Below are 21,295 nucleotides of genomic sequence, written 5' to 3'. Positions count from 1 at the left end.
CGGTGCTGGCGACATCATCGTCTAACCAATAAAAAAGCCGGAAACCCATAAAGGGCGCCGGCTTTCTGTTGTTTGCTGCAAAGCGGGCCGGTAAGCCGGATTCTGTGCGCACGGCACGCGCCACAAGGGCGAGCGCCGCACGTGGCAGCCATTCCTCTAGGCGCGCCATTGCTGACGCGCTCAAGCTTCCTACCCGCAGGCGAGACGGGGGCCCCGTCTTGCATCGCGAAGATGCGCGCCTGCCTATTTGGAATTGCTCCGGGTGGAGGTTACCGTGCCGGACTGCGTCGCCGCAGCCGCGGTGCGCTCTTACCGCACCGTTTCACCCTTACCTGATCCCGACTTACGCCGGGCCATCGGCGGTTTGCTTTCTGTTGCCCTGTTCCGCGTGTTGCCACGGATGGCCGTTAGCCATCACCCTGCCCTATGGAGTCCGGACTTTCCTCGCCCCTTTCCAGCCGTAACCAGAAAAAGCCGCGACTGCCTGGCCCACTTCGCAACCGGGGAGTCTAGCACGGTCCGGTTGATCGAGCCGCACGACGCCCCGGCCGAAAGACCGTCGCGTCGTCGTAAAAAACGGGCTCGGCGTTCGCCGAAAACCAACCCGGCACGCCCGAGACCGGCAACGGCGCAAACATGCGGCTCGAAAGCGGTACGCAGGCCAACTGCGCTGCGATCGTCGCGTCAAGCCAGGCGCGCTGCTGTGCTGGGTTCCAAGCGAAATACTCGATGGGCGCGTCGACGACCCACGCATGACCCGTGCAGGCTTTATACGGCGCAATCAGCTTTTCGAGCAGCGCATGGCCGAACACACGGACGTGGCAACGCGTTTCCCACGCCGCGCGCTGCGTGACGAACAGCGTGCGCCAATCGAATTCGACCAAAGCACGACGCAGCGCCGCATCCGCCGTCACGAAGATCACCCCGTTTTCGTCAAGAAGGGTCAATGCATCGCGCTCGGCACCGCGTGCGGAGCCCACGCCGTCGCGCTCGATCACGCTTGCCTGCCGTGCGTTGAGCGCCGCCTTCATGCGCGGATAGCCAAACCAGATCAGCGCATTGAAGAAGTCATGCAGATTGTCGCGGGTCGGCACGCGTCCCGTCACTGCGATGTGCGCCTCGTAAGCCGTGCCGGCAGGCAGCTCGGCCTGAGCAATGAATGTCAGCGCCGCGCCGCGTCCGGTCGTGTAGCCCTCGGTGCGCGCGTCGCGCCGCAAAGTCGCCAGATAATCGGCGGGATTCTCGAGCACCACCCGCTGCCAACCCGCCCCGCGCGCAGCGAGCGGCGCAAACCAGGGCGCCGTCCAATCGATTCGCTCGATGCCGGCGAACCTGCCGCCCAAGACGGCCTTGTCGATTGCGTGTGTCACGTCCATGCGTCAACGCCAAACTCAGACGAGCCGCCAGCCGATCTCCTCACCGCCTCGCAGCGGCACAACGGACACATCCCCCGCTTCAAACGTGCTCGGCAGCGTCCAGCTTTCGCGCACAAGCGTCACTTGTTCAGCGCTGCGCGGCAGACCGTAAAAGTCCGCGCCGAAAAAGCTGGCAAAGCCCTCCAACCGATCGAGCGCCCCCGCTTGATCGAACGCTTCGGCATAAAGCTCGAGCGCGTGCAAGGCCGTATAACAGCCGGCGCATCCGCACGCATGCTCCTTCGCCCCTTTTGCATGCGGCGCGCTATCCGTGCCGAGGAAAAAGCGCGGGTTGCCCGACGTCGCGGCAGCCATCAGCGCCACGCGATGCGTCTCCCGCTTGAGCACCGGCAGGCAGTAATAATGCGGGCGAATGCCGCCCTGGAAAATGGCGTTGCGGTTGTAAAGCAGATGGTGCGCCGTAATCGTCGCGCCGAGCACGCCAGCAGCCGCGCCAGCATCGCGCACATAGTCGGCGGCATCTTTCGTCGTAATGTGCTCGAACACCACTTTGAGCGCCGGAAAATCCCGTCGCAGCGGCTCCATCACGCGGTCGATAAAGACCTTTTCGCGATCGAAGAGGTCGATCAGCGGGTCCGTCACCTCGCCATGGACCAAGAGCGGCATCCCGATCTCCTGCATCGCCTCGAGCACCTTCGCACAATGGCGCAGATCGGTGACGCCCGCGTCCGAGTTCGTCGTCGCGCCGGCCGGATAGAGCTTCACGCCATGCACGAAGCCGCTCTCCTTCGCGCGATGAATTTCGTCGGCGGGCGTGTTATCGGTCAGATAGAGCGTCATCAACGGCTCAAACGCGGCGCCTGCCGGCAGCGCCGCGAGAATCCGAGCGCGATAAGCGCGCGCAGCCTCGGTCGTGGTGACGGGCGGCTTCAAGTTCGGCATGACGATTGCGCGGCCGAACTGGCGCGCCGTATGCGGCAGGACGGCCGCCAACATCGCGCCATCGCGCAGATGCAAGTGCCAGTCGTCGGGGCGCGCGAGCGTCAGCGTGGAGGGCGCGCCGGTGGCGGCATCACGCGAAGAGGAGGAGGAGGCAGTCATGGCGACGATCGGACGAACGCAAGGCAAAGAGAAGCGCCGGTGGACGACTAACGGCCGCGGCGGCATAGGGTGAAAAAAATACCGAACCAGCGGCGGACGTGGAAAAACCGCAACGTTTGCCGGCTCGGGCCAGCTGATTTCGCTTTTTTCGGTCAGCGGCTCGGTATATGCTTCAAACACACTATTGTAGCGGGTCCGCGAAGCGGCCCGTTCGATCACCGCGCGCCCGTACCATGTGCCAACTTCTCGGAATGAACTGCGCCGCCCCCACGGACGTCACGTTCTCCTTCACCGGCTTTGCCGCGCGCGGCGGCGTCACCGATCACCATGCCGACGGATGGGGCATCGCCTTTTTCGAAGACAAAGCCTGCCGGCTCTTCATCGATCATCAATCATCGGCCACCTCGCCGATCGCCGAGATGGTGAAGCGCTACCCGATCAAATCGAAAAACACGATCGCGCATATTCGCAAGGCCACGCAGGGCCACATCCTGCTAGAGAATTGCCACCCGTTCATGCGCGAACTGTGGGGCCGGCATTGGATCTTCGCGCACAACGGCGATCTGCAAGACTATCGGCCCTCGCTGACCGGCGTCTATCAGCCCGTCGGCACGACCGATAGCGAACTCGCCTTTTGCGCGCTGATGCAGGGGCTGCGTCAAGCGTTTCCGTGCGCGCAGCCGCCGCTGCACGAGCTTTTTGCCGCCCTCACCTCGCTCACGCGCGAGATCACGAATTACGGCGTGCTCAACTTTTTGATGTCGAACGGTCAGGCGCTCTTCGCCCATTGCTCGACACATCTGCACTATCTCGTGCGGCGCTGGCCGTTCTCCACCGCGCATTTGATCGATGCGGACATGTCGATCGATTTCGCGCAATACACGACGCCCGAAGACCGCGTAGCGGTAATCGCCACGCAGCCGCTGACCGACGATGAGGTCTGGACAGCGTTCGAGCCGGGCGATCTTTTGATGTTCCAAGATGGCGACGTGGTGGCGCGCACGCACATCCCCGTGCCCGCATCGGTGCTCGAAAAAGCACGCAACCCCGCATGCGACGTGAGCGCGTCGGCCACGATGCGAACATCGAGCGACAGCCCCGCCGCCGAAGCCGACGATATCGCCGCGTACGAATCGTGATGTAAAACGGCTGAAAAGCTGAAAAGTTGAAAAGCTGCCCATCGCAAGCGCGACAGGCAGCCAGGCCGCTAGCTCAATGCAAGATTTTGGCGAGAAACTCCTTCGCGCGGTCCGACTTCGGATTCGCGAAGAAATCGTCCTTGCTGTCATCTTCGACGATTAGGCCGCGGTCCATGAAAATCACGCGGTGCGCGACCTTCTTCGCAAACCCCATCTCGTGCGTGACGCACATCATCGTCATGCCTTCGCGAGCCAGTTCGACCATCACATCGAGCACCTCGTTGATCATTTCCGGGTCGAGCGCCGAGGTCGGTTCGTCGAAGAGCATCGCCACAGGGTCCATCGACAACGCCCGCGCAATCGCCACGCGTTGTTGCTGGCCGCCCGAAAGCTGACCTGGGTATTTGTCGGCATGAGCCTTGAGGCCGACGCGATCGAGCAGCTTCATTCCCTTGGTGACCGCTTCGTCCTTCGAACGGCCGAGCACCTTGATCTGCGCAAGCGTCAGGTTTTCGGTAATGGACAAATGCGGGAACAGTTCGAAATGCTGAAACACCATGCCGACCTTGGCACGCAGCTTCGACAGGTTCGTCGCTTTATCTTTCAGCGATTGGCCGTTGATGACAATTTCGCCCTGCTGGAACGGCTCGAGGCCATTGACCGTCTTGATCAGCGTTGATTTGCCCGAGCCCGACGGCCCGCACACCACGACGACCTCACCCTTTTTGACTTCAGTGGTGCAATCGGTGAGCACCTGGAACTGGCCGTACCACTTCGAAACATTCTTGATTGAAATCATCTTGCGACCTTTTTCCGAAGTCCTTTGACGATGCCCGACGCGAGCAGCGAAATCACGAAATAGCACGCGCCGGCAAACAGTACCATCTCGACCATCGTCCCGTCGCGGTCGCCGATATTGGTGGCGGTACGGAAGAAATCCGCGAGGCTGATCACGTAGACGAGCGACGTGTCCTGAAACAGCACGATGGCCTGCGTCAGCAATAACGGCACCATCGCGCGAAACGCCTGCGGCAAGATGACATAGCGCATCGATTGCGCGTAGGTCATGCCGAGCGCGAACGATGCGTTGACCTGCCCACGCGAGACGGACTGAATACCTGCGCGAATGATCTCCGAGTAATACGCGGCCTCGAAGAGCGAAAACGCCACCATCGCCGACGCAAGCCGGATGTCGATGTTGGCCGAGAGCCCGAGCACGTTTTGCAGAAACTGCGGCACGATCAGGAAGAACCACAGCAACACCATCACGAGCGGGATCGAACGGAATACCGTCACGTAGCCCTTGGCGAACCAGCCAAGCGGCGCCACGCCCGAAAGCCGCAACAGCGCGAGCACCGTACCCCATACAACACCGACGACAATCGCCAGCACGGTGATCTGCAGCGTGACGTAAGCACCGGTCATCAGCGTCGGCAACGCGCCCGGAATGCCGCTCCAATCGAAATGATGCATCACTTGCCTCCGATGTAGCCGGGCAGGCGGCTCTTGTGTTCGATGAAGCGCATGATGCTCATCACGACCAGATTGATGAGGACATAGGCCAGCGTCACCGCGATGAACGATTCGTAGGTCTGCGCGGTGTAGTCGACGAGTTGCCGCGCCTGTGCCGACAGATCGAGCAAGCCGATCGTGGACGCCACGGCCGAGTTCTTGAAGACATTCAGGAACTCGGAGGTGAGCGGCGGCACGATGATCCGATAGGCAACCGGCAACAGCACATGGCGATAGGTCTGCCAGTGTGTGAGCCCGAGCGCGAGGCCCGCGGCACGCTGACCGCGTGGCAGCGCTTCGATGCCCGAGCGCACCTGCTCGCACACTCGCGCACCTGTGAACAGGCCGAGACAGATGATCGACGACGAAAAGAACTGTGCCCCGGGCGGCAATTGCTTGAACCAGGTTCCGAGCGAAACCGGCAACAACTCCGGCACGACCAGATACCAGATGAAGAACTGCACGATCAGCGGCACGTTGCGGAAGATGGCGACATAAACGGTGCCGATGCTCGTCAAGGTGCGACTGGGCGCCGTGCGCAGCACACCGAAGAGCGAGCCGACGATCAGCGCGATGACCCACGCCGCAAGCGACACTGTCACCGTCACGCGCATCCCGGAGAGCAGCCATCCGAGGTAAGTCGCGGGCTCGCCGGTGGACACGGGCTGAAGCAAGATGCCCCAGTTCCAGTGATAGGACATGATCAGGACTCCAACGAAAAGAACGGAAGAAGCGGGGCCTCTTCCGTTCGATTCAACTGCCGGTTAGTACGGACGATACCAGCGAATACACTCGCCCGTTAATCGAACGTCTTGTCGTTCGGGCTCTTGAAGAGCGCCTTCATATCCTCGCTCACCGGAAAGTTCAAGTTGAGGCCCTTCGGCGGAATCGGCGATTCGAACCACGTCTTGTAGCTCGCTGCGGCCTTGCCCGACGTCTGGTACTGGGCAATCGCATCGTCGACGACCTTCTTGAACTCGGCATCGTCCTTGCGCATCATGCAGCCGTACGCTTCACGCGATTGCGGCGTACCGACGATAACCCACTCGCCCGGTTCGTGCGCCTTGGCACGCTCGCCCGCCAGCAGCGCGTCGTCCATCATGAACGCGACGGCGCGGCCCGTTTCGAGCGTATGGAACGAGTCGCCGTGGTCTTTCGCGCTGATGATGTTCATGCCCAGGCTCTTCTCCTGGTTCATCTTGCGCAACAGACGCTCCGACGTGGTGCCTGCCGTCGTTACCACCGTCTTACCCTTCAGATCGGCGAAATCCTTGACGCCCGAGTCTTTCTTCGTCATGAGCCGCGTGCCGATCACGAAGAACGTGTTCGAAAACGCCACTTGCTGCTGGCGCTCCTTGTTGTTCGTCGTCGAGCCGCATTCGATGTCGACCGTGCCGTTTTGCACCAGCGGAATGCGGTTTTGCGAGGTGACCGGAACGTTCTTCACCTGCAGATTCGACATGTTGAGCTTTTTCTTCACGGCATCGACGACGTACATCTGGACGTCGCGCGCGTAGCCCACCACATTCTGTTTGTCATCGTAGTAGGAAAACGGAATCGACGATTCGCGATGACCGAGCGAAATGACGCCCGTATCCTTGATCTTTTTCAGTGTGCCGGAATCTTGTGCAAGCGCACTACCGGAAGCCAACGTGCAGAGAGCGGCAAGCAATACGGCGGTCTTCTTGATCTTCATTGTGGTGATCTCCATGGCCAAAACCCGCGCCAGTGTATCAAGTTACGATTTTGAAAGCACCCGCGCCCGCATTAAAAATCACGATGTGATCGACGCATTATGCGGACTCAGTGCGCAAACGATACGGGCGACACCGATCGGTGCCGCCCGCGCCGAGCTGCCCGGCCGCACCGCGTTGTGCGCAGCGTGCCGGACAATAAGGGAAATTCCCGAGCAATTCGATCGATTTCGATCGATGTCGCCCCGATATCAGAGAATCAGGGATAGAGCCCACGCAGTTCGCGTGCCATTAAAATCCGCTTGCACGCCACGGTGAACGCCGCCGTGCGCATCGAGATCTCGTTTTCGCTGGCGACTTGCCACACCGCGTCGAACGCTTCGCGCATCACGCGCTCGAGACGCTGGTTGATTTCGTCTTCGGTCCAGAAAAAGCTTGAGAAGTCCTGTACCCACTCGAAGTACGAAACCGTCACGCCACCCGCATTCGCCACCACGTCGGGAATGACGAGCACGCCGTTATCGTGAAGGATATCGTCGGCCGCCGTGGTCGTCGGGCCGTTCGCGCCTTCAACGATGATGCGAGTCTTGATCTTCGCCGCGTTCTTCTCGGTGATCTGGTTTTCGAGCGCGGCCGGAATCAGGATGTCGGTTTCGATGGTCCAGAATTCATCGTTGACGAGCGGGTCAACGCCGGTGAAGCCGCCCACGCCGCCCGTCTGCGCCACGTGCGCAAACAGCGCGGCTGTGTCGATGCCGCTTGCCTTGTAAAGCGAGCCCGTATGGTCTTGAACCGCCACCACTTTCGCACCCGCTTCCTGGAACAATCGTGCGGCGATGCCGCCCACGTTGCCGAAACCTTGCACGGCTACGCGTGCGCCCTCGATATCGAGGCCGATGCGGCGCGCCGCTTCGGTGCCGACGACGAACACACCGCGGCCCGTCGCTTCCCTGCGGCCCAGCGAACCGCCCAACGCAATCGGCTTGCCGGTCACGACGCCCGTGGCCGTTTGGCCTTGGTTCATCGAGTAGGTGTCCATCATCCACGCCATGATCTGCTCGTTCGTGTTGACGTCGGGCGCGGGAATATCGGTGTTCGGGCCGATGATGATGCCGATTTCGCTCGTGTAGCGGCGCGTGACGCGCTCGAGCTCGCCGCGTGACAACTTGCGCGGGTCGACGCGGATGCCGCCCTTCGCGCCGCCGTACGGCACGTTCACGGCGGCATTTTTCACCGACATCCAGGCTGACAGCGCCATGACTTCGGAAAGCGTTACGTCCTGGTGGTAGCGCACGCCGCCCTTGCCGGGGCCGCGCGAAACGTTGTGCTGGACGCGATAGCCCTCGAAGTGAGCGACGGTGCCGTTATCGAGTTCGATCGGCACGTCGACGATCAGAATGCGCTTCGGGCGCTTGAGTGTTTCGATCCAGCGGGAAAGCGAGCCGAGATACGGTGCGACGCGGTCGACTTGGCGCAGGTAGTTGCCCCAAGGGCCGAGATCGTCAGCGTGCAAATACGAAGGGATGGATTGCGCAGTTGCATCTGACGGCAGTGGCGAAGACATGAAGACTCCAACGGTCACGGAATGAGCGCCATTGTCGAAAAACCGCTTTTTGAAATCCAATGCCGATTGGTCATTGCGTTATGCGTTTTTTGCATAACAGATGACGCTGCGGTTGCGATGACGGTTCTTCGCACCGCCGAGCTTGCGGCCGAGTGAGCGGTGCTAAAAGTGGGGCAAATCGAATGTTGTTTTGGAGAGATCATGACTAACCCCGTCGGCGGCCCAGGCGATCCCGGAGCGGATCCGCGTATTAATTATCAGAATTACCAGCAGCCCCAACAGGGTGGTGCGGGTCCCCTGCCACCACCGCCCCCGACGGCACCTGGTCAGAGTCCGCTGATCGACGGCTTGAAAGCCCGTACCCAGCAAGGCATCGCCGCAGCCCAGAGAGGTTTGGACGCCGCCGCACGTGCGATCAACAATCCGAGGCATGGGGGTGGCGCGCCAGGCCAGTATGGTATGCCACCGCAAGCTCCATACGGCGCCGCACCTCCTCCGCCGCAGCAGGCGCCGTATGGCGCACCGCCTCCGCCGCCGCAGCAAGCCCCGTACGTCGCCGCGCCTCCGCCACCGCAGCAGCAGGCCCCATACGGCGCACCGCCTCCGCCACCGCAGCAGGCGCCGTATGGCGCCGCGCCTCCGCCGCCGCAAGGCACACGACGGGCGCCCTTTGGCATGCCTGGCCCGCAACAGCCGATAGGACAGGGCGCAATTGCGAGACTTTTCGCGTGGGCGGACCGCCTTGCCCAGAGAGGAGTCAGCCTCAACGATGCGAGGCTACAAAAGGCGATTAGCGATCCCGCAACACGCTACCGACTCGAAGGCATTTCGGTAGCAGGCCCGGCCAGCGCGGAGGCCTTTGCGACGGGCAACTTCGTGGCCGTGCAGGACAAATACGGCATTTACTATAACGACCACATTGCGACGTTGCGTTGGGCAGCGATACAGGGTTCTATCGACCGTGGTCGGAAGGTGGACGATGTCGCGAACGACTTCGGAGTCACTGACGCCGAGCCGCTCGCAGCGCTTCATCAATTCGCGCTGAACGGCCCAGCCCGCCGTGACGTCGTTGCAGGCATTAATTACGAAGCGGTTGCTGAACGCTATGGCATCAGGCCGGAGGATCGCGAAACGTTGAAAGGCTACGCGGCCATGGCAGCCGTCGAACGGCACGCCCCCTTGCATCAGGGGCAGATGCTCGAGCAGGTGGCAAAACAATACGGCGTCGAGGTGAACACATTGCGATGGGAGTTGGCGAAAGCCGCCGCGCTGCAACGGGGAGAGCCCGTCGGACAGGTCGCCAATAGGCTGCTATTGGACCGAGGACAGCAGCTTGAATTGGAAAAGAGGCTAATCCACGGGGGCGTGGGTGACGAGGTAAGGCGTGGAGGGAACGTGCTTGCCGTCGCTCAGCAACGCGGAATCACGCTTGCCGTCACGAGCCTGCTCGAGCCCGCGGCCCTTGAGGGCGAGGCCGGTATCGCGCTGCGGCAGGCAGGCGCGTTGGCAGGCGACGTTCAGGTAATCGCGCACCGCTTCGGCATCTCGTACGCGACCGCTTCGTTCACCGCCGCACAAGCGGCCGTCCAGCAAGGATTCAACGTCCGGGTCATGGCCCAACGATACGGCATTACGGAACTCGCTGTCATCGATGTGCTCGACGAGACGTCCGCCAACGGTCCTGCAACCCGCGCATTGCGCGAATGGCGACCGCGCCCAACGGTGGATGTCGTAGCCAACCATTTCGGCATCACGAAGCCCGAGCATCTCGACAAACTGGAAATGATCAGAGCCGAACTGATCCGAGCCGAAGGGGGCGGCGACTAGCCACCCGCACCGACCACCGCCAGCAAGCGTCCCCGTCACTCGACGCGGGACGCCTCCCCACCCGAGCGCAACTCGTTCGCGACCTCGTCCCACAGCCGGCGCACGAGCGCATGTCGCGGATCGTCTCCATTGGCCGCCAGCTTGTCTCGATAAAGCCTGATCTCCATCGTCAACGTGAACCGATCCGCCGCCACGCCGCGCGCCGGACGATCGAGCCGGATCAACTGGCCTGCCGCGACGGCGTCTTCCACCGCGCTATGCGGCAAAAACGCGACGCCATGTCCCGCTAGCGCCATCGCCTTCAATGCCTCGGCCATATCGGTCTCATAAGTGCGATCGAGATAAAGCCGTTCCGGCGCCTTTGCAATGATCACTTCCGTCATACGCCCCAAATAGGCGTTTTGCGTATAGGACAAATAAGGTACCGGCGCCTCAGGCGTGCCCGGCAACTGGTGCCGCGCGCGGCCCGCGCGCAGCGGCGCTGAAAACGGGCTGATCGGTTCGAAGCCGAGTGTCAACATGTCATAGCGAGCCGGATCGAGCGCCACCGGATGGCTAGGATGGTGATAGCCCATCACCAGATCGCACCCGCCTTCGACGAGCGACAGCACCGCATCGTGCACGTTCAACGCCCGCAGCCGCGTATGCACAGGTCCCATGCGCGCTTCGATGCGTTGCAGCCAGAGCGGAAAGTAGGTCAACGAGAGTGTGTGCGGCACTGCGAACTCGATCGTCGCCGCCGGCGCGCCGACATGCCCGCGCAGGACGATGCGCGCCTCGTGCATTTGCGAAAGCATCGTAAGCGCCTGCTCGTAGAAGACTTCGCCCGCCTGGGTCAGCCGCGTCGGATACACCGAACGGTCGATCAGCTCGGTGCCAAGCCACGCCTCCAGCGCCTGAATCCGTCGCGAGAACGCCGGCTGGGTGACATGGCGCAACTCGGCCGAGCGGCTAAAACTCCGCGTTTCGGCCAGGGAGACGAAATCCTCGAGCCATTTCAGTTCCATGCGGGGCATCACCAAAAACCGCAATCGCGGCGATGCCCGCATTCTACCGGCGCGAACGCCCGGGCCGGCCGCTCGCCGAGCGCCGACGCACTCGATAAGGCCAATTCGCCCATTCCGCTTGCCGCAACGCACCATCGTCGCTCCGTGGCGCACGGCCGCAGTGCCTGCTGCGCGTAACTGGTGCGGGAATCGTGGGGCGTGCACAGGCATATACCAGGCCGTGCCCGTCCCGCTTGCCGCAGCGCGCCGCTGCTTCGCTACCCGCACTATGCGCATCGGGCAATTCGTCAGGCCAAGTCAGGCAACTCCACGGCGGCCGCATGGCACGGCCCTTGCGTTACCGGGCCGTCGCGCTGCACCGCAGAAATACGCGCGCACGCACCAACCATGGAATCACTGACGCGAGGCTGTCATGAAGAACCTGCAACACGCGCTACGGAGCGGCAATTGGCGCTCGCTGCTCGCCTGTTTTCTCTATTTCGATACGGGCTTCACGGTCTGGGTCCTGTACGGCCCGCTCGCGCCGTTCATCGGAAAAGACATCGCGATGACAGCGGCACAACAAGGCTTTCTGGTCGCGGTGCCCGTGCTCGCGGCGGCCATCCTGCGTGTCGCGCTCGGTAACCTCTATCAGTCGGCCGATGGCCGGCGCGTCGCGCTCGTGGGTGTGCTGCTCTCGGCCTTGCCGACGATCGTTCTGCCGCTCTGGCCGTCGGTTCCTTCCTATTCGCTGCTGCTCGTGCTCGGCGTATTCCTCGGGATGGGCGGCGCGAGCTTCGCCGTGGCGCTGCCGATGGCAGGCAGCAGCTATCCGCCGAAAGTCCAGGGCCTGGTGCTGGGCCTCGCGGCCGCAGGCAACATCGGCGCGGTGCTCGACGGTTTCCTGTTCCCACATGTTGCCGCAGCCGTCGGCTGGCAGTTCGCAACGGCCGCGGCGCTGCCGTTGCTCGCCATAGCAGGCCTGTCGGTCTTCGCCTGGGCCGAAGACAGCGGCGAAAAAACCGGCAGCGTACTGCGCGCGTCGGGTAGCTTCGTCGCCACGCTCATCGGGCTCATCGTCCTTGTGCTGGCGGTCAAAGCAGGCGTGTTCGGCTCAGGCAAGACCGGCGTGCTGCTGTTGCCGGTGCTCGGCGCGGCCGGCGCCGTGGCGCTGTTGCCGGCCCGTTACCGAACAGTCCTCGCCGAACGCGACACCTGGGTCATGATGCTGATCTACAGCATTACGTTCGGGGGCTTCGTCGGCATGTCGTCGTATGTGACGCTGCTGCTTACCAACCTTTATCAGATGCCGAAACTCGAAGCCGGCCTTTTCATGTCGTTGCTCGCGTTTCTCGGTGCGATGGTGCGTCCGTTCGGCGGCTATCTGGCTGATCGTGTCACCGGCGTGCGCGCGCTGCTCGTGCTGCTCGCGGCGATCTCAGCGGCCGATCTCGCCTTTGCCGCCTGGATGCCCCCGTTGAGCGGCGGCATCGCGCTGCTCGTGGCCCTTTACATCGCCTTCGGTCTAGGTAACGGTGCGACATTCCAGCTCGTGCCGCATCGCTGGAAGGGCAAGACGGGTCTGCTGTCGGGCGTCGTCGGCGCCGCGGGCGGGATCGGCGGATTCTATTTGCCGGTCGTGATGGGCATCGCGAAGGAAAGCACCGGCAGCTATCAAATGGGCTTCGTCACCTTCGGCGCGCTGGCCGCCTGCGCGTGCGCGGCGCTCGTCGCCTTGCGCACGCAGTGGCTGACCTGGGCCGCGCCCGGCACGCTCGCCGCCGTACCTGCCAGTGCGAACCTGAGCGGCCGCCCGGCGGCGGCAAGCGACTAAGCCAGCTTCGTATCAGGCCCTCACGGGCCATGCACCAAAGGGCATGCGCAATGACGCATGCCCTTTTTACTTCTGCTTTGAGTCCACTGAACGCACCGCCTGCCGTGCCGCTTCGATAGGTTTCGCGGCGCGATCCGGCGATCCGATCAGTTCGGCTGCTGATGCCCACGCGGCAATGCGCGGTGCCGCGCGCCGCCAGTGGTAAAATCCGCGATTCCCTTGCCGCTTAACAGATGGGCGCTCGCCGCGCCCCGTTAGCCTCATCATGTCCGATACCCGCGCCGATACGCTTTTTGCCCTCACCGCACTCTCCCCGCTCGACGGCCGCTATGCCGCGAAAACCGAAGCCCTGCGCGACTGGCTCTCCGAAGCCGCCTTCATGCGTCACCGCGTCACGGTCGAAGTGCACTGGCTGATTGCGCTCTCGCAGGCCGGTTTCGCCGAAATCCCGCGCTTCTCGGGGGAATCCGAGCGCTTCTTGCTGGGCTTGGCCGAGCGCTTTTCAGCGCACGACGCCGCTCGGATCAAGGAAATCGAACGCGTGACGAATCACGATGTGAAAGCGGTCGAGTACTGGCTCAAGGAATCGGTGAAAGGCCAGGCCGAACTCGAGCGAGCCAGCGAATTCATCCACTTCGCGTGCACATCGGAAGACATCAACAACACATCGCACGGCTTGATGCTCGCCGGTGCGCGCGAGCACGTCATTCTGCCCGCGCTGCGCTCGGTCCACAGCCGGCTCGTGGCACTTGCCCGCACGCACGCCGATCAGCCGATGCTCGCACGCACGCACGGCCAGCCGGCCAGCCCCACCACGCTCGGCAAGGAAATCGCCAACGTCGCGGCGCGGCTCGCGCGCGCGATCGAGCGTATCGCGCAAGTGCAGATTCTCGGCAAGATGAACGGCGCGGTGGGCAACTACAACGCACATTTGTCGGCCTACCCGGAATTCGATTGGGAAGCGTTTTCGCGCGAGGTCATCGAAAAGCGTCTCAAGCTCGCGTTCAATCCCTACACGATCCAAATCGAACCGCACGACTACATGGCCGAGTTGTTCGATGCCGTCGCTCGCGCCAACACGATCCTGCTCGATCTCGATCGCGACGTTTGGGGCTATATCTCGGTCGGCTACTTCAAGCAAAAAACAAAGGCTGGCGAAATCGGCTCGTCGACGATGCCGCACAAGGTCAATCCGATCGATTTCGAAAATTCGGAAGGCAATCTCGGGCTCGCCAACGCGATGCTCAAGCACCTGGCCGAGAAGCTGCCTGTTTCGCGCTGGCAGCGCGATCTCACCGATTCGACGGTGCTGCGCAACATGGGCGTTGCCCTCGGCTATTCGCTGCTGGCGTACGACGCGCTGATCCGCGGCCTCGACAAGCTCGAAGTCAATCCGCAGCGGCTCGACGAAGATCTCGACAATTGCTGGGAAGTGCTTGCCGAACCCGTGCAAACGGTCATGCGCCGCTACGGCATTGAGAATCCGTACGAGCAGTTAAAGGAGCTCACGCGCGGCAAAGGCATCACGCGCGAAGGGTTGCGGGCGTTCATCGAAAAGCTGGCGGTGCCCGATGACGCAAAAGCACGCCTGTTGGCCATGACGCCGGCAACGTACACGGGCAAGGCTGCGGAACTCGCGAAACGTAGCTGAAGTGGGACGCGCAGGTAAGAGGCCGGGTTGCGACGCGGCCACTTGGCTTACCTTGCTTCTTAGGTCGCTTAGCCGCTCAGCTCGTGCTGAGCCGCGCCACGATCTGATCGACCATCGCCTCCGGCGTGAGCTCGATGCTCACAGTCCAAGCTTCATCATCGCCCGGCGGCTCAAGCGTATCGAGTTGGCTTTGCAGCAACGCAGGGTCGAAGAAATGCCCCGAGCGTGCGGCAAGCCGCTCGCGCAGCACCTCGAACGAGCCTTTGAGATAAACGAAGCGCACGCTGCCATCAGGCGGCACGCCCCCGCGCAGCACGTCGCGGTAGACGCGCTTGAGCGACGAGCAGCCGAATACCGCCGTTTCACCCGCGCGCTCCTTGACCTCGATCGCTGCGCGAATCGCCGCCAGCCAGGGCCAGCGATCGTCATCGGTGAGCGCAATGCCATGCGCCATTTTTTCCTTGTTGGCGGCACTGTGAAAGATATCGCCATCAAGGAAACTGCAGCCGAGCCGCTCGGCAAGCAATTCGCCAATCCGCGTCTTGCCGGCGCCCGAGACGCCCATCACTATCAGAATCATTTTTCCTCCGGCTGGCTGTCTTAGGTAGCCTCATTGACAACGCCTGCCCATAGTGAGCGGATTGCCGCGATGCCATGGGCACCGGCGCTACGCGCGTCATACAAGGTGTCGGCGGTCATGCCTCCCAGCGCGTATACCGGAATCGAAGTCAGCGCCACGAGTTCGCGAAAACGCCGCCAGCCAAGCGGCGCGGCCGTGGTATGGGTGGTGGTTGGCAACACCGGCGAGATGGTGAGTAAATCAGCACCGATAGCGTTCGCATGCAGCACCTGACGCGCGTCGTGGCAAGCAGCCGAAACCAGCAGTGCGGAGGGCAACGGCCTGCTTGCACATGCCATCAGTCGAGTGCTGGTGAGGTGTACGCCGTCGGCTCCTAAGGTCAGCGCGACGTCGGCCGGTGCGTTCAACAGCAAACGGGCCTCATAGCACTGGCAAACCGCGAGAGCCTCGGCGGCCAGCTTGGCGTACTGAGCCGCGGCGAGTGTCTTCGCCCGGAGTTGCACGAGGCGCACGCCCGCTTGCAAAGCCCGGTCCAAAGACGTAATGAAAGCGGCTAGCGGCGCGCCGGTTGCGGGTTCTGGCGTGATCAGATAGGTTGACGGGAACATGGTTGATTGGGGCATGAAAAGTCCGCGATATACGTTAGAAAAACGAGGGCGGCTTGCGTCGTTGTTCCGTTTACGCCGGGCCTACCGAGAGACGAATCTGGCGGAACGCGCCCGATTGCGTGTGTTTGCGTCGAGTCTCGAATCAGCGGCAAACGCAATCACCGTCGCCCTACAGCACCGCCGCCAACGCAAACGTCAGCCCCAGGCCGAGCAGCGAGATGATTGTTTCGCACAGCGACCAGGTCTTGAAGGTCTGCCCGACTGTCATCCCGAAGTACTCTTTGATCAGCCAGAACCCGCCATCGTTCACATGCGAGAAAATCAGCGAGCCGGCGCCCGTGGCAAGCACGAGCAACTCCGGACGCACGTGCACGCTGCCCGCAGCAGCAATGGGCGCAACGATGCCGCAAGCGGTCGTCATCGCAACGGTAGCCGAGCCCGTAGCGAGGCGAATCAACGCGGCCACGAACCAGCCAAACAGCAGCGGCGAAAGCTGTGCCTGCGTCGCCACCGCGACGATCTGCTGCGAAATGCCGCTGTCGCGCAACACGCCGCCAAAGCCGCCGCCCGCGCCAACGATCAGCGTAATGCCGGCGATCGGTGCCAGACAATCGCCACAGAATTTTTGGATCTGCTCGCGCGTGAAGCCACGCTGCGCGCCGAACGTCCAAAAGCTGACCAGCACGGCGATGAGCAAGGCCACGTCGGCGTTGCCGATGAAACGCAGCAAGTCGTTCGGCAGTGTCTTCGGCGCGAAAAGGAGGTTGGCCCAGCTGCCCACCAGCATCAACAGCACCGGCAACAAGATCGTGAACAGTGTCACGCCGAAACCCGGCAGGCTGCGCGTACTTGCCCCACTCGCTGCGCGCTGCTCAGCCGATTCGACGAACTGTGCCGCCAGCGGATTGACATCGGGTAATTTCACGTGCCGATGCACGAGCAGCGCGAAGAGCGGCCCGGCGACAATTGCGGTCGGCACACCAACGACGAGCCCGTACGCAACGGTCTTGCCGATATCGGCGCCATAAGCCTGCACCGCGAGCAGCGCGGCCGGATGCGGAGGAATCAACCCATGCACGACCGACAAGCCAGCAACCATCGGCAAGCCGATCAGAAGCAACGATTTACCCGTGCGCTTGGCCACGTTGAAGGCAATCGGAATGAGCAGCACGAAGCCGACCTCGAAGAATACCGGCAAGCCCACGATGATCGCGACGAACAACATCGCCCAGTGAATGTGCTTCTCGCCGAACCAGTCGATCAGCGTGGTCGCGATGCGCTCTGCCCCGCCCGACTCGGCCATCATCTTGCCGAGCATCGTGCCGAGCCCGACCACGACGGCAATATGCCCGAGCGTGCCGCCGTTACCGTTTTCGAATGACTTGACGATCTTGTCCATCGGCATGCCCGCGGCCATGCCGAGCGCGAGCGAGACGAGGATCAACACCAGGAACGGATACATCTTGTAGCGGGTGATCAAGATGATGAGTACCGCAATCGCGATCACCGCATAGAAAAGCAAGAGCCCGCCGTGCACCGATCCCATGAAAACCCTCCTTTGGCTTGTTATCCGACGAAGGTGAATCTGAGTCGCGCAGGCCTTGCGCGCCGCGCGGTCGTTGCATTGTAGGCCGTGACCGCGAACGACGATAGAACCGGTTCCCCAAAAGAGAAACCCCTTATCGCCGGAATGCGTGATTCACGCTGGGCGAGAAGGGGCTGCATCAGACATCACGCGGCGCCCAGGGCGCCTGGTAATCAATTCAATGCTGGTGAGCGGCAAGCTCGGAAGCCGCTCGCGCGAGCCGCGTCACCTCATCCCAGTTCTGCGCGGCAAGTGCTGCTTTCGGCGTGAGCCACGAACCGCCAACGCAAACAACGTTCGGCAACGCGAGGAACGTCGGCGCGGTCTCTGCCGAGATGCCACCGGTCGGACAGAACTTAAGCGTGGGAAACGGACCGTGAAACGCTTGCAGCATCGGGACGCCGCCCGCTTGCTGCGCGGGGAAGAACTTGACGATTTCATAGCCGAGTTCGAGTGCGATCAGCACATCCGTCGGCGTCATGACGCCGGGCAAGAGCGGCAAGCCCGCGTCCTGAGCGGCCTTATGCATGTCCTTCGTGAGCCCCGGCGAGACGCCGAACTGCGCACCAGCCTTCTTCGCCAGCGCGCAGTGCTCGGGCTTCGTAATGGTGCCCACGCCAACCACGATATCGGCGGCGAGCTGGCTCGCCCGCTCGATTGCCTGCAGACCCGCCGGCGTACGCAGCGTGATTTCGAGCACCTTCACGCCGCCGGCATAAAGCGCGCGCGACACGTGCTCGCCCTGCTCGACCGAGTCGAATGCCAGCACGGGGATCACGGGGCCAAGGCGGACGATGTCTTCGATCTTTTTCATTGTGCTAGCTCCTTATTGCGCGATTGCGTGAATAGATTGGCCGCTCGGCTCGCCAACGAGTGCGCCGAACACCGAGGCGCCCTGCTCGGCCGGCAGAGCAGCCGCGCGGAAAACGCCGAACAGCTCCCGCCCGAAACCGACCTCGTTGTCGGCCTGATGCTTTGGCGCTTCGACGGCGCGCGCCGCCCATTCGGCGGTATCGACTTCGACGTCGAGCAAGCCGCGCTCGGCGTCGATGACGATCATGTCGCCTGTCTGCACTTTGCCGAGCGGCCCGGCCAGCAGTGCCTCCGGCGACACATGGATGACAGCGGGCACCTTGCCCGACGCACCCGACATGCGTCCGTCCGTGACGAGCGCGACGTGAAAGCCCTGGTCCTGCAGCACGCCGAGCAGCGGCGTCAAGCGGTGCAGTTCGGGCATGCCGTTCGCGCGCGCGCCTTGAAAGCGCACGAGCGCGACAAAGTCGCGCTTAAGTTCACCGTTGTCGAACGCTTCTTGCACGGCTTCTTGCGAATCAAAAACGATCGCCGGCGCACGCACCACGCGATGCTCGGGTGCGACAGCCGAAATCTTGATGACGCCGCGCCCGAGCTTGCCCTGCATCAGGCGCAAGCCGCCGTCCGGCTGAAATGGCTCGTTGATCGGCCGCAATACTTGAGCGTCGCCGGATACTGCGGCGCCGGGCGCCCAAGTGAGCGCGCCGTCGACAAGACGCGGCTCCTGCGTGTAGTGCGCAAGGCCCTTGCCCGCCACCGTCGTCACATCTTCGTGCAGCAAGCCGCCTTCGAGCAAATTGCGCACGAGAAACGCCATGCCGCCCGCAGCGTGATAGTGGTTCACATCGGCCTTGCCGTTCGGATAGATTTTGGCCAGCAGCGGCACGACCTGCGACAAGGTATCGAAGTCGTCCCAATCGATCAGGATGCCAGCCGCCCGCGCGATGGCGACGAGATGCAGCGTATGGTTGGTCGAGCCGCCCGTGGCAAGCAGCGCGACGATACCGTTCACGATCGCTTTCTCGTCGATCACATGCCCGATCGGCGTGTAGTTGCCGCGCTCGGCCGTGAGATCGAGCACGCGATGCGCGGCCGCGGCCGTCAGCGCATCGCGCAACGGCGTGTGCGGGTGCACGAACGCGGCGCCCGGCAGGTGCAACCCCATCACTTCCATCAGCAACTGGTTGCTGTTGGCTGTGCCGAAGAACGTACAGGTGCCGTGCCCGTGATAAGCGGCCGATTCGGCCTCGAGCAGCGCCTCGCGTCCGACTTCGCCCATGGCGAACCGCTGGCGGACTTTCGCTTTGTCGTCGTTCGACAAACCGCTTGTCATCGGGCCGGCCGGCACGAATAGGGTCGGCAAATGGCCGAACTGCAGCGCGCCAATCAGCAGGCCTGGCACGATCTTGTCGCAAATGCCCAGGCACAACGCCGCGTCGAACATGTTGTGCGTCAATGCGACGGCGGTCGCCATCGCAATGACTTCGCGGGAAAAGAGCGACAGCTCCATGCCGGGATTGCCTTGCGTAATGCCGTCGCACATCGCGGGCACGCCGCCCGCGAATTGCGCGATACCGCCGTTCTCGCGCGCGGCTCGCTTGATCAGGTCCGGAAAATCCTTGTAAGGCGCGTGTGCGGAAAGCATCTCGTTGTACGACGAGACAATCCCGATATTCGGCGCGCGCTGCGCTTTGATGACGAGCTTGTCGTTACCTTCGATCCCGGCGAAACCGTGCGCGAGATTGGCGCATGAGAGCGCGCCACGTGCCGGGAACCTGCCCTGTGCGGCATCGATGCGCGAAAGATAAGCCGAGCGGGTCGGCCGGCTGCGCAAAGCGATGCGCTTGGTAACTTCGGTCAGCGTGGAATGCGGCGAAACCATGGGAAAACGCTCCTTACCGGAAGATGGCGCGCGGCGCCATGCATGGGGGCGAGGTGGTGGCTACGCACCACCCGGGACAGCTCAGTCATTCGGCGCAGCAAGTTTAGTAGAAAAACTACATCAAAACAATCGCAAATTCGCGGACGCACAGATGCGGCTTTGCAACATTAGCCGCATGAGCGAGATATCTCGCGCTGAATGCATGTAGATTTTCTACACAAAAACCGCAATACTACTGGCGACAACCACCCGCGCTGCGCCGATGCGGCCTTCCTCACCATGCTCGCCCGAATAGAAGCAATGCGCATGCAACTGCGCCCATCAGAACGCAAATTGGCCGACTACATCCTCGACGCGCCTCGCGAAGTGCTCGATCTGGCGATGACGGAGCTAGCCGGCCGAGTCGGCGTGAGCCAGCCGACGATCGCACGGTTTTGCCACGCGCTCGGCTGCGGCGGGTTTCGCGAATTCAAGATCCGCCTTGCACAAAGTATCGCGCAAAGCGTGCCGTCTGTTTACCGCGACGTGCGGCCAGATGAACCGGCATCGGGCGTCATTGCAAAGGTGTTCGACAGGACGATCGGCGCGCTGATCGAGGTGCGCAACAGCTTGTCGGCTGCGAGCGTCGCCCGGGCGATCGATTTGCTTGCGCAGGCGTCGCGCATCGAGTTTTACGGCGCGGGCGGCTCAGGCATTGCCGCGCAGGACATCCAGCATAAGTTCTTTCGGCTCGGTATTCCGAGCGTTGCGTACGCCGACCCGCACACTTATTCGATTTCGGCTGCGCTGCTGGGCGCGGGCGACGTGCTGGTGGCGATCTCGAACACGGGCCGCACGCGCGATATCGTCGAGGCGGCGCAATCGGCGCTTGCCGGCGGCGCCAAAGTGATCGCCATTACGCACAGCAACTCGACGCTCGCGCAGATCGCGACGGTCAGCCTGTCAGCGAACATCGCCGAGGAAACCGATATTTTTTCGCCGATGACGTCGCGCATGTCGCATCTCGCCATCGGCGATATTCTGGCCGTCGGTGTGGCACTGAGGCGCGGGCCCGAACTCGTCGACAAACTCGCTCAGGCAAAGGCGACGCTCACGCGCCGGCGCATCGACCCTGACGCGTAGCGCAACGAAGTTGGCCGCTGG

Annotated in this window: 18 protein-coding genes and 1 other RNA gene; 5 read left to right on the top strand and 14 right to left on the bottom strand. The window is 62.6% G+C overall.

Translation table 11 applies throughout. The features are described 5' to 3' along the window. Positions 1 to 75: 75 nt before the first annotated feature. The 3 genes from rnpB to pyrC form a co-directional block, all read right to left on the bottom strand. Positions 76 to 496: RNase P RNA component class A (gene rnpB, locus ACSQ20_RS03265), an RNA gene on the bottom strand. Positions 497 to 509: 13 nt separating this feature from the next. Next, positions 510 to 1,376, bottom strand: coding sequence for a DUF3025 domain-containing protein (locus ACSQ20_RS03260; RefSeq protein ID WP_436017399.1), 867 nt, complete (start codon positions 1,374 to 1,376; stop codon positions 510 to 512). A gap of 15 nt (positions 1,377 to 1,391) precedes the next feature. Further along, complete coding sequence (pyrC, locus tag ACSQ20_RS03255) at positions 1,392 to 2,477, bottom strand: dihydroorotase (protein ID WP_436017397.1); 1,086 nt, start codon at positions 2,475 to 2,477, stop codon at positions 1,392 to 1,394. A 233-nt stretch (positions 2,478 to 2,710) separates the two neighbouring features. On the opposite strand from pyrC, the gene ACSQ20_RS03250 reads away from it, so the two are divergent. Then, the gene (locus tag ACSQ20_RS03250) at positions 2,711 to 3,616 is read left to right on the top strand and encodes a class II glutamine amidotransferase (RefSeq protein ID WP_436017395.1); all 906 of its coding nucleotides are present in this window, start codon (positions 2,711 to 2,713) and stop codon (positions 3,614 to 3,616) included. Between the two features lie 73 nt (positions 3,617 to 3,689). Here the strand turns inward: ACSQ20_RS03250 and ACSQ20_RS03245 are convergent, their stop codons facing one another. The 5 genes from ACSQ20_RS03245 to ACSQ20_RS03225 all read right to left on the bottom strand — a co-directional run bounded on the left by ACSQ20_RS03245 (position 3,690) and on the right by ACSQ20_RS03225 (position 8,386). Next, a complete protein-coding gene (locus ACSQ20_RS03245; RefSeq protein WP_436017393.1) occupies positions 3,690 to 4,415 on the bottom strand; it encodes an amino acid ABC transporter ATP-binding protein in 726 nt (241 codons plus the stop codon). After that, positions 4,412 to 5,089, bottom strand: coding sequence for a glutamate/aspartate ABC transporter permease GltK (gltK, locus tag ACSQ20_RS03240; RefSeq protein WP_436017391.1), 678 nt, complete (start codon positions 5,087 to 5,089; stop codon positions 4,412 to 4,414). Before gltK ends, ACSQ20_RS03245 begins: the two co-directional genes overlap by 4 nt. After that, complete coding sequence (locus ACSQ20_RS03235) at positions 5,089 to 5,829, bottom strand: amino acid ABC transporter permease (protein WP_436017389.1); 741 nt, start codon at positions 5,827 to 5,829, stop codon at positions 5,089 to 5,091. Before ACSQ20_RS03235 ends, gltK begins: the two co-directional genes overlap by 1 nt. Before the next feature lie 98 nt (positions 5,830 to 5,927). Then, positions 5,928 to 6,857: a glutamate/aspartate ABC transporter substrate-binding protein gene (locus ACSQ20_RS03230; RefSeq protein WP_436022888.1), complete on the bottom strand. Its 930-nt coding sequence runs from the start codon at positions 6,855 to 6,857 to the stop codon at positions 5,928 to 5,930. 224 nt (positions 6,858 to 7,081) lie between these two features. Further along, positions 7,082 to 8,386 carry a Glu/Leu/Phe/Val family dehydrogenase gene (locus tag ACSQ20_RS03225; protein WP_436017387.1) on the bottom strand — a complete coding sequence of 435 codons (1,305 nt, stop codon included), beginning with the start codon at positions 8,384 to 8,386 and terminating at the stop codon, positions 7,082 to 7,084. A gap of 201 nt (positions 8,387 to 8,587) precedes the next feature. Between ACSQ20_RS03225 and ACSQ20_RS03220 the strand changes: the two genes are divergently transcribed. Then, entirely contained in the window at positions 8,588 to 10,213 is a 1,626-nt protein-coding gene (locus tag ACSQ20_RS03220; protein WP_436017385.1) for a hypothetical protein, read from the top strand. Positions 10,214 to 10,248: 35 nt separating this feature from the next. Here the strand turns inward: ACSQ20_RS03220 and ACSQ20_RS03215 are convergent, their stop codons facing one another. Next, positions 10,249 to 11,220: a LysR family transcriptional regulator gene (locus tag ACSQ20_RS03215; protein ID WP_436017383.1), complete on the bottom strand. Its 972-nt coding sequence runs from the start codon at positions 11,218 to 11,220 to the stop codon at positions 10,249 to 10,251. Between the two features lie 412 nt (positions 11,221 to 11,632). Here ACSQ20_RS03215 and ACSQ20_RS03210 point away from each other — a divergent pair, with 412 nt between their 5' ends. Together ACSQ20_RS03210 and purB are read left to right on the top strand one after the other, a co-directional pair. After that, entirely contained in the window at positions 11,633 to 13,033 is a 1,401-nt protein-coding gene (locus ACSQ20_RS03210; RefSeq protein WP_436017381.1) for an MFS transporter, read from the top strand. Positions 13,034 to 13,298: 265 nt separating this feature from the next. Beyond that, complete coding sequence (gene purB, locus ACSQ20_RS03205) at positions 13,299 to 14,684, top strand: adenylosuccinate lyase (RefSeq protein ID WP_436017379.1); 1,386 nt, start codon at positions 13,299 to 13,301, stop codon at positions 14,682 to 14,684. Between the two features lie 76 nt (positions 14,685 to 14,760). Here the strand turns inward: purB and ACSQ20_RS03200 are convergent, their stop codons facing one another. The 5 genes from ACSQ20_RS03200 to edd all read right to left on the bottom strand — a co-directional run bounded on the left by ACSQ20_RS03200 (position 14,761) and on the right by edd (position 20,152). Next, positions 14,761 to 15,264: a gluconokinase gene (locus ACSQ20_RS03200; RefSeq protein ID WP_436017377.1), complete on the bottom strand. Its 504-nt coding sequence runs from the start codon at positions 15,262 to 15,264 to the stop codon at positions 14,761 to 14,763. A 20-nt stretch (positions 15,265 to 15,284) separates the two neighbouring features. Next, the gene (locus tag ACSQ20_RS03195) at positions 15,285 to 15,887 is read right to left on the bottom strand and encodes a thiamine phosphate synthase (RefSeq protein WP_436017375.1); all 603 of its coding nucleotides are present in this window, start codon (positions 15,885 to 15,887) and stop codon (positions 15,285 to 15,287) included. A 154-nt stretch (positions 15,888 to 16,041) separates the two neighbouring features. Beyond that, positions 16,042 to 17,418 (bottom strand): GntT/GntP/DsdX family permease, encoded by a 1,377-nt coding sequence (locus ACSQ20_RS03190; protein ID WP_436017373.1) that lies wholly within the window; start codon positions 17,416 to 17,418, stop codon positions 16,042 to 16,044. 217 nt (positions 17,419 to 17,635) lie between these two features. Then, entirely contained in the window at positions 17,636 to 18,271 is a 636-nt protein-coding gene (gene eda / locus ACSQ20_RS03185; protein WP_436017371.1) for a bifunctional 4-hydroxy-2-oxoglutarate aldolase/2-dehydro-3-deoxy-phosphogluconate aldolase, read from the bottom strand. A 12-nt stretch (positions 18,272 to 18,283) separates the two neighbouring features. Beyond that, on the bottom strand, positions 18,284 to 20,152 hold the full coding sequence (gene edd, locus ACSQ20_RS03180) for a phosphogluconate dehydratase (RefSeq protein WP_436017369.1): 1,869 nt from the start codon (positions 20,150 to 20,152) through the stop codon (positions 18,284 to 18,286). A gap of 279 nt (positions 20,153 to 20,431) precedes the next feature. Here edd and ACSQ20_RS03175 point away from each other — a divergent pair, with 279 nt between their 5' ends. Further along, positions 20,432 to 21,274: a MurR/RpiR family transcriptional regulator gene (locus ACSQ20_RS03175; RefSeq protein ID WP_436017367.1), complete on the top strand. Its 843-nt coding sequence runs from the start codon at positions 20,432 to 20,434 to the stop codon at positions 21,272 to 21,274. Positions 21,275 to 21,295 lie beyond the last annotated feature (21 nt).

Source organism: Trinickia sp. LjRoot230 (assembly GCF_964253315.1).
In the GTDB taxonomy this organism is placed as follows: Bacteria; Pseudomonadota; Gammaproteobacteria; order Burkholderiales; family Burkholderiaceae; genus Trinickia.
The sequence above is the reverse complement of the archived record's forward strand: the minus strand, read 5'-3'. Positions and strand labels throughout refer to the sequence as shown.

Excerpts from the sequence above, each read along its gene's own strand:
- ACSQ20_RS03190 (WP_436017373.1), bottom strand. The coding sequence starts at position 17,418 with ATGGGATCGGTGCACGGCGGGCTCTTGCTTTTCTATGCGGTGATCGCG.
- ACSQ20_RS03200 (WP_436017377.1), bottom strand. The coding sequence starts at position 15,264 with ATGATTCTGATAGTGATGGGCGTCTCGGGCGCCGGCAAGACGCGGATT.
- ACSQ20_RS03260 (WP_436017399.1), bottom strand. The coding sequence starts at position 1,376 with ATGGACGTGACACACGCAATCGACAAGGCCGTCTTGGGCGGCAGGTTC.
- ACSQ20_RS03175 (WP_436017367.1), top strand. The coding sequence starts at position 20,432 with ATGCTCGCCCGAATAGAAGCAATGCGCATGCAACTGCGCCCATCAGAA.
- eda (WP_436017371.1), bottom strand. The coding sequence starts at position 18,271 with ATGAAAAAGATCGAAGACATCGTCCGCCTTGGCCCCGTGATCCCCGTG.
- ACSQ20_RS03195 (WP_436017375.1), bottom strand. The coding sequence starts at position 15,887 with ATGCCCCAATCAACCATGTTCCCGTCAACCTATCTGATCACGCCAGAA.
- gltK (WP_436017391.1), bottom strand. The coding sequence starts at position 5,089 with ATGCATCATTTCGATTGGAGCGGCATTCCGGGCGCGTTGCCGACGCTG.
- edd (WP_436017369.1), bottom strand. The coding sequence starts at position 20,152 with ATGGTTTCGCCGCATTCCACGCTGACCGAAGTTACCAAGCGCATCGCT.
- purB (WP_436017379.1), top strand. The coding sequence starts at position 13,299 with ATGTCCGATACCCGCGCCGATACGCTTTTTGCCCTCACCGCACTCTCC.
- ACSQ20_RS03220 (WP_436017385.1), top strand. The coding sequence starts at position 8,588 with ATGACTAACCCCGTCGGCGGCCCAGGCGATCCCGGAGCGGATCCGCGT.
- ACSQ20_RS03215 (WP_436017383.1), bottom strand. The coding sequence starts at position 11,220 with ATGGAACTGAAATGGCTCGAGGATTTCGTCTCCCTGGCCGAAACGCGG.
- ACSQ20_RS03245 (WP_436017393.1), bottom strand. The coding sequence starts at position 4,415 with ATGATTTCAATCAAGAATGTTTCGAAGTGGTACGGCCAGTTCCAGGTG.
- pyrC (WP_436017397.1), bottom strand. The coding sequence starts at position 2,477 with ATGACTGCCTCCTCCTCCTCTTCGCGTGATGCCGCCACCGGCGCGCCC.
- ACSQ20_RS03225 (WP_436017387.1), bottom strand. The coding sequence starts at position 8,386 with ATGTCTTCGCCACTGCCGTCAGATGCAACTGCGCAATCCATCCCTTCG.
- ACSQ20_RS03210 (WP_436017381.1), top strand. The coding sequence starts at position 11,633 with ATGAAGAACCTGCAACACGCGCTACGGAGCGGCAATTGGCGCTCGCTG.
- ACSQ20_RS03250 (WP_436017395.1), top strand. The coding sequence starts at position 2,711 with ATGTGCCAACTTCTCGGAATGAACTGCGCCGCCCCCACGGACGTCACG.
- ACSQ20_RS03235 (WP_436017389.1), bottom strand. The coding sequence starts at position 5,829 with ATGTCCTATCACTGGAACTGGGGCATCTTGCTTCAGCCCGTGTCCACC.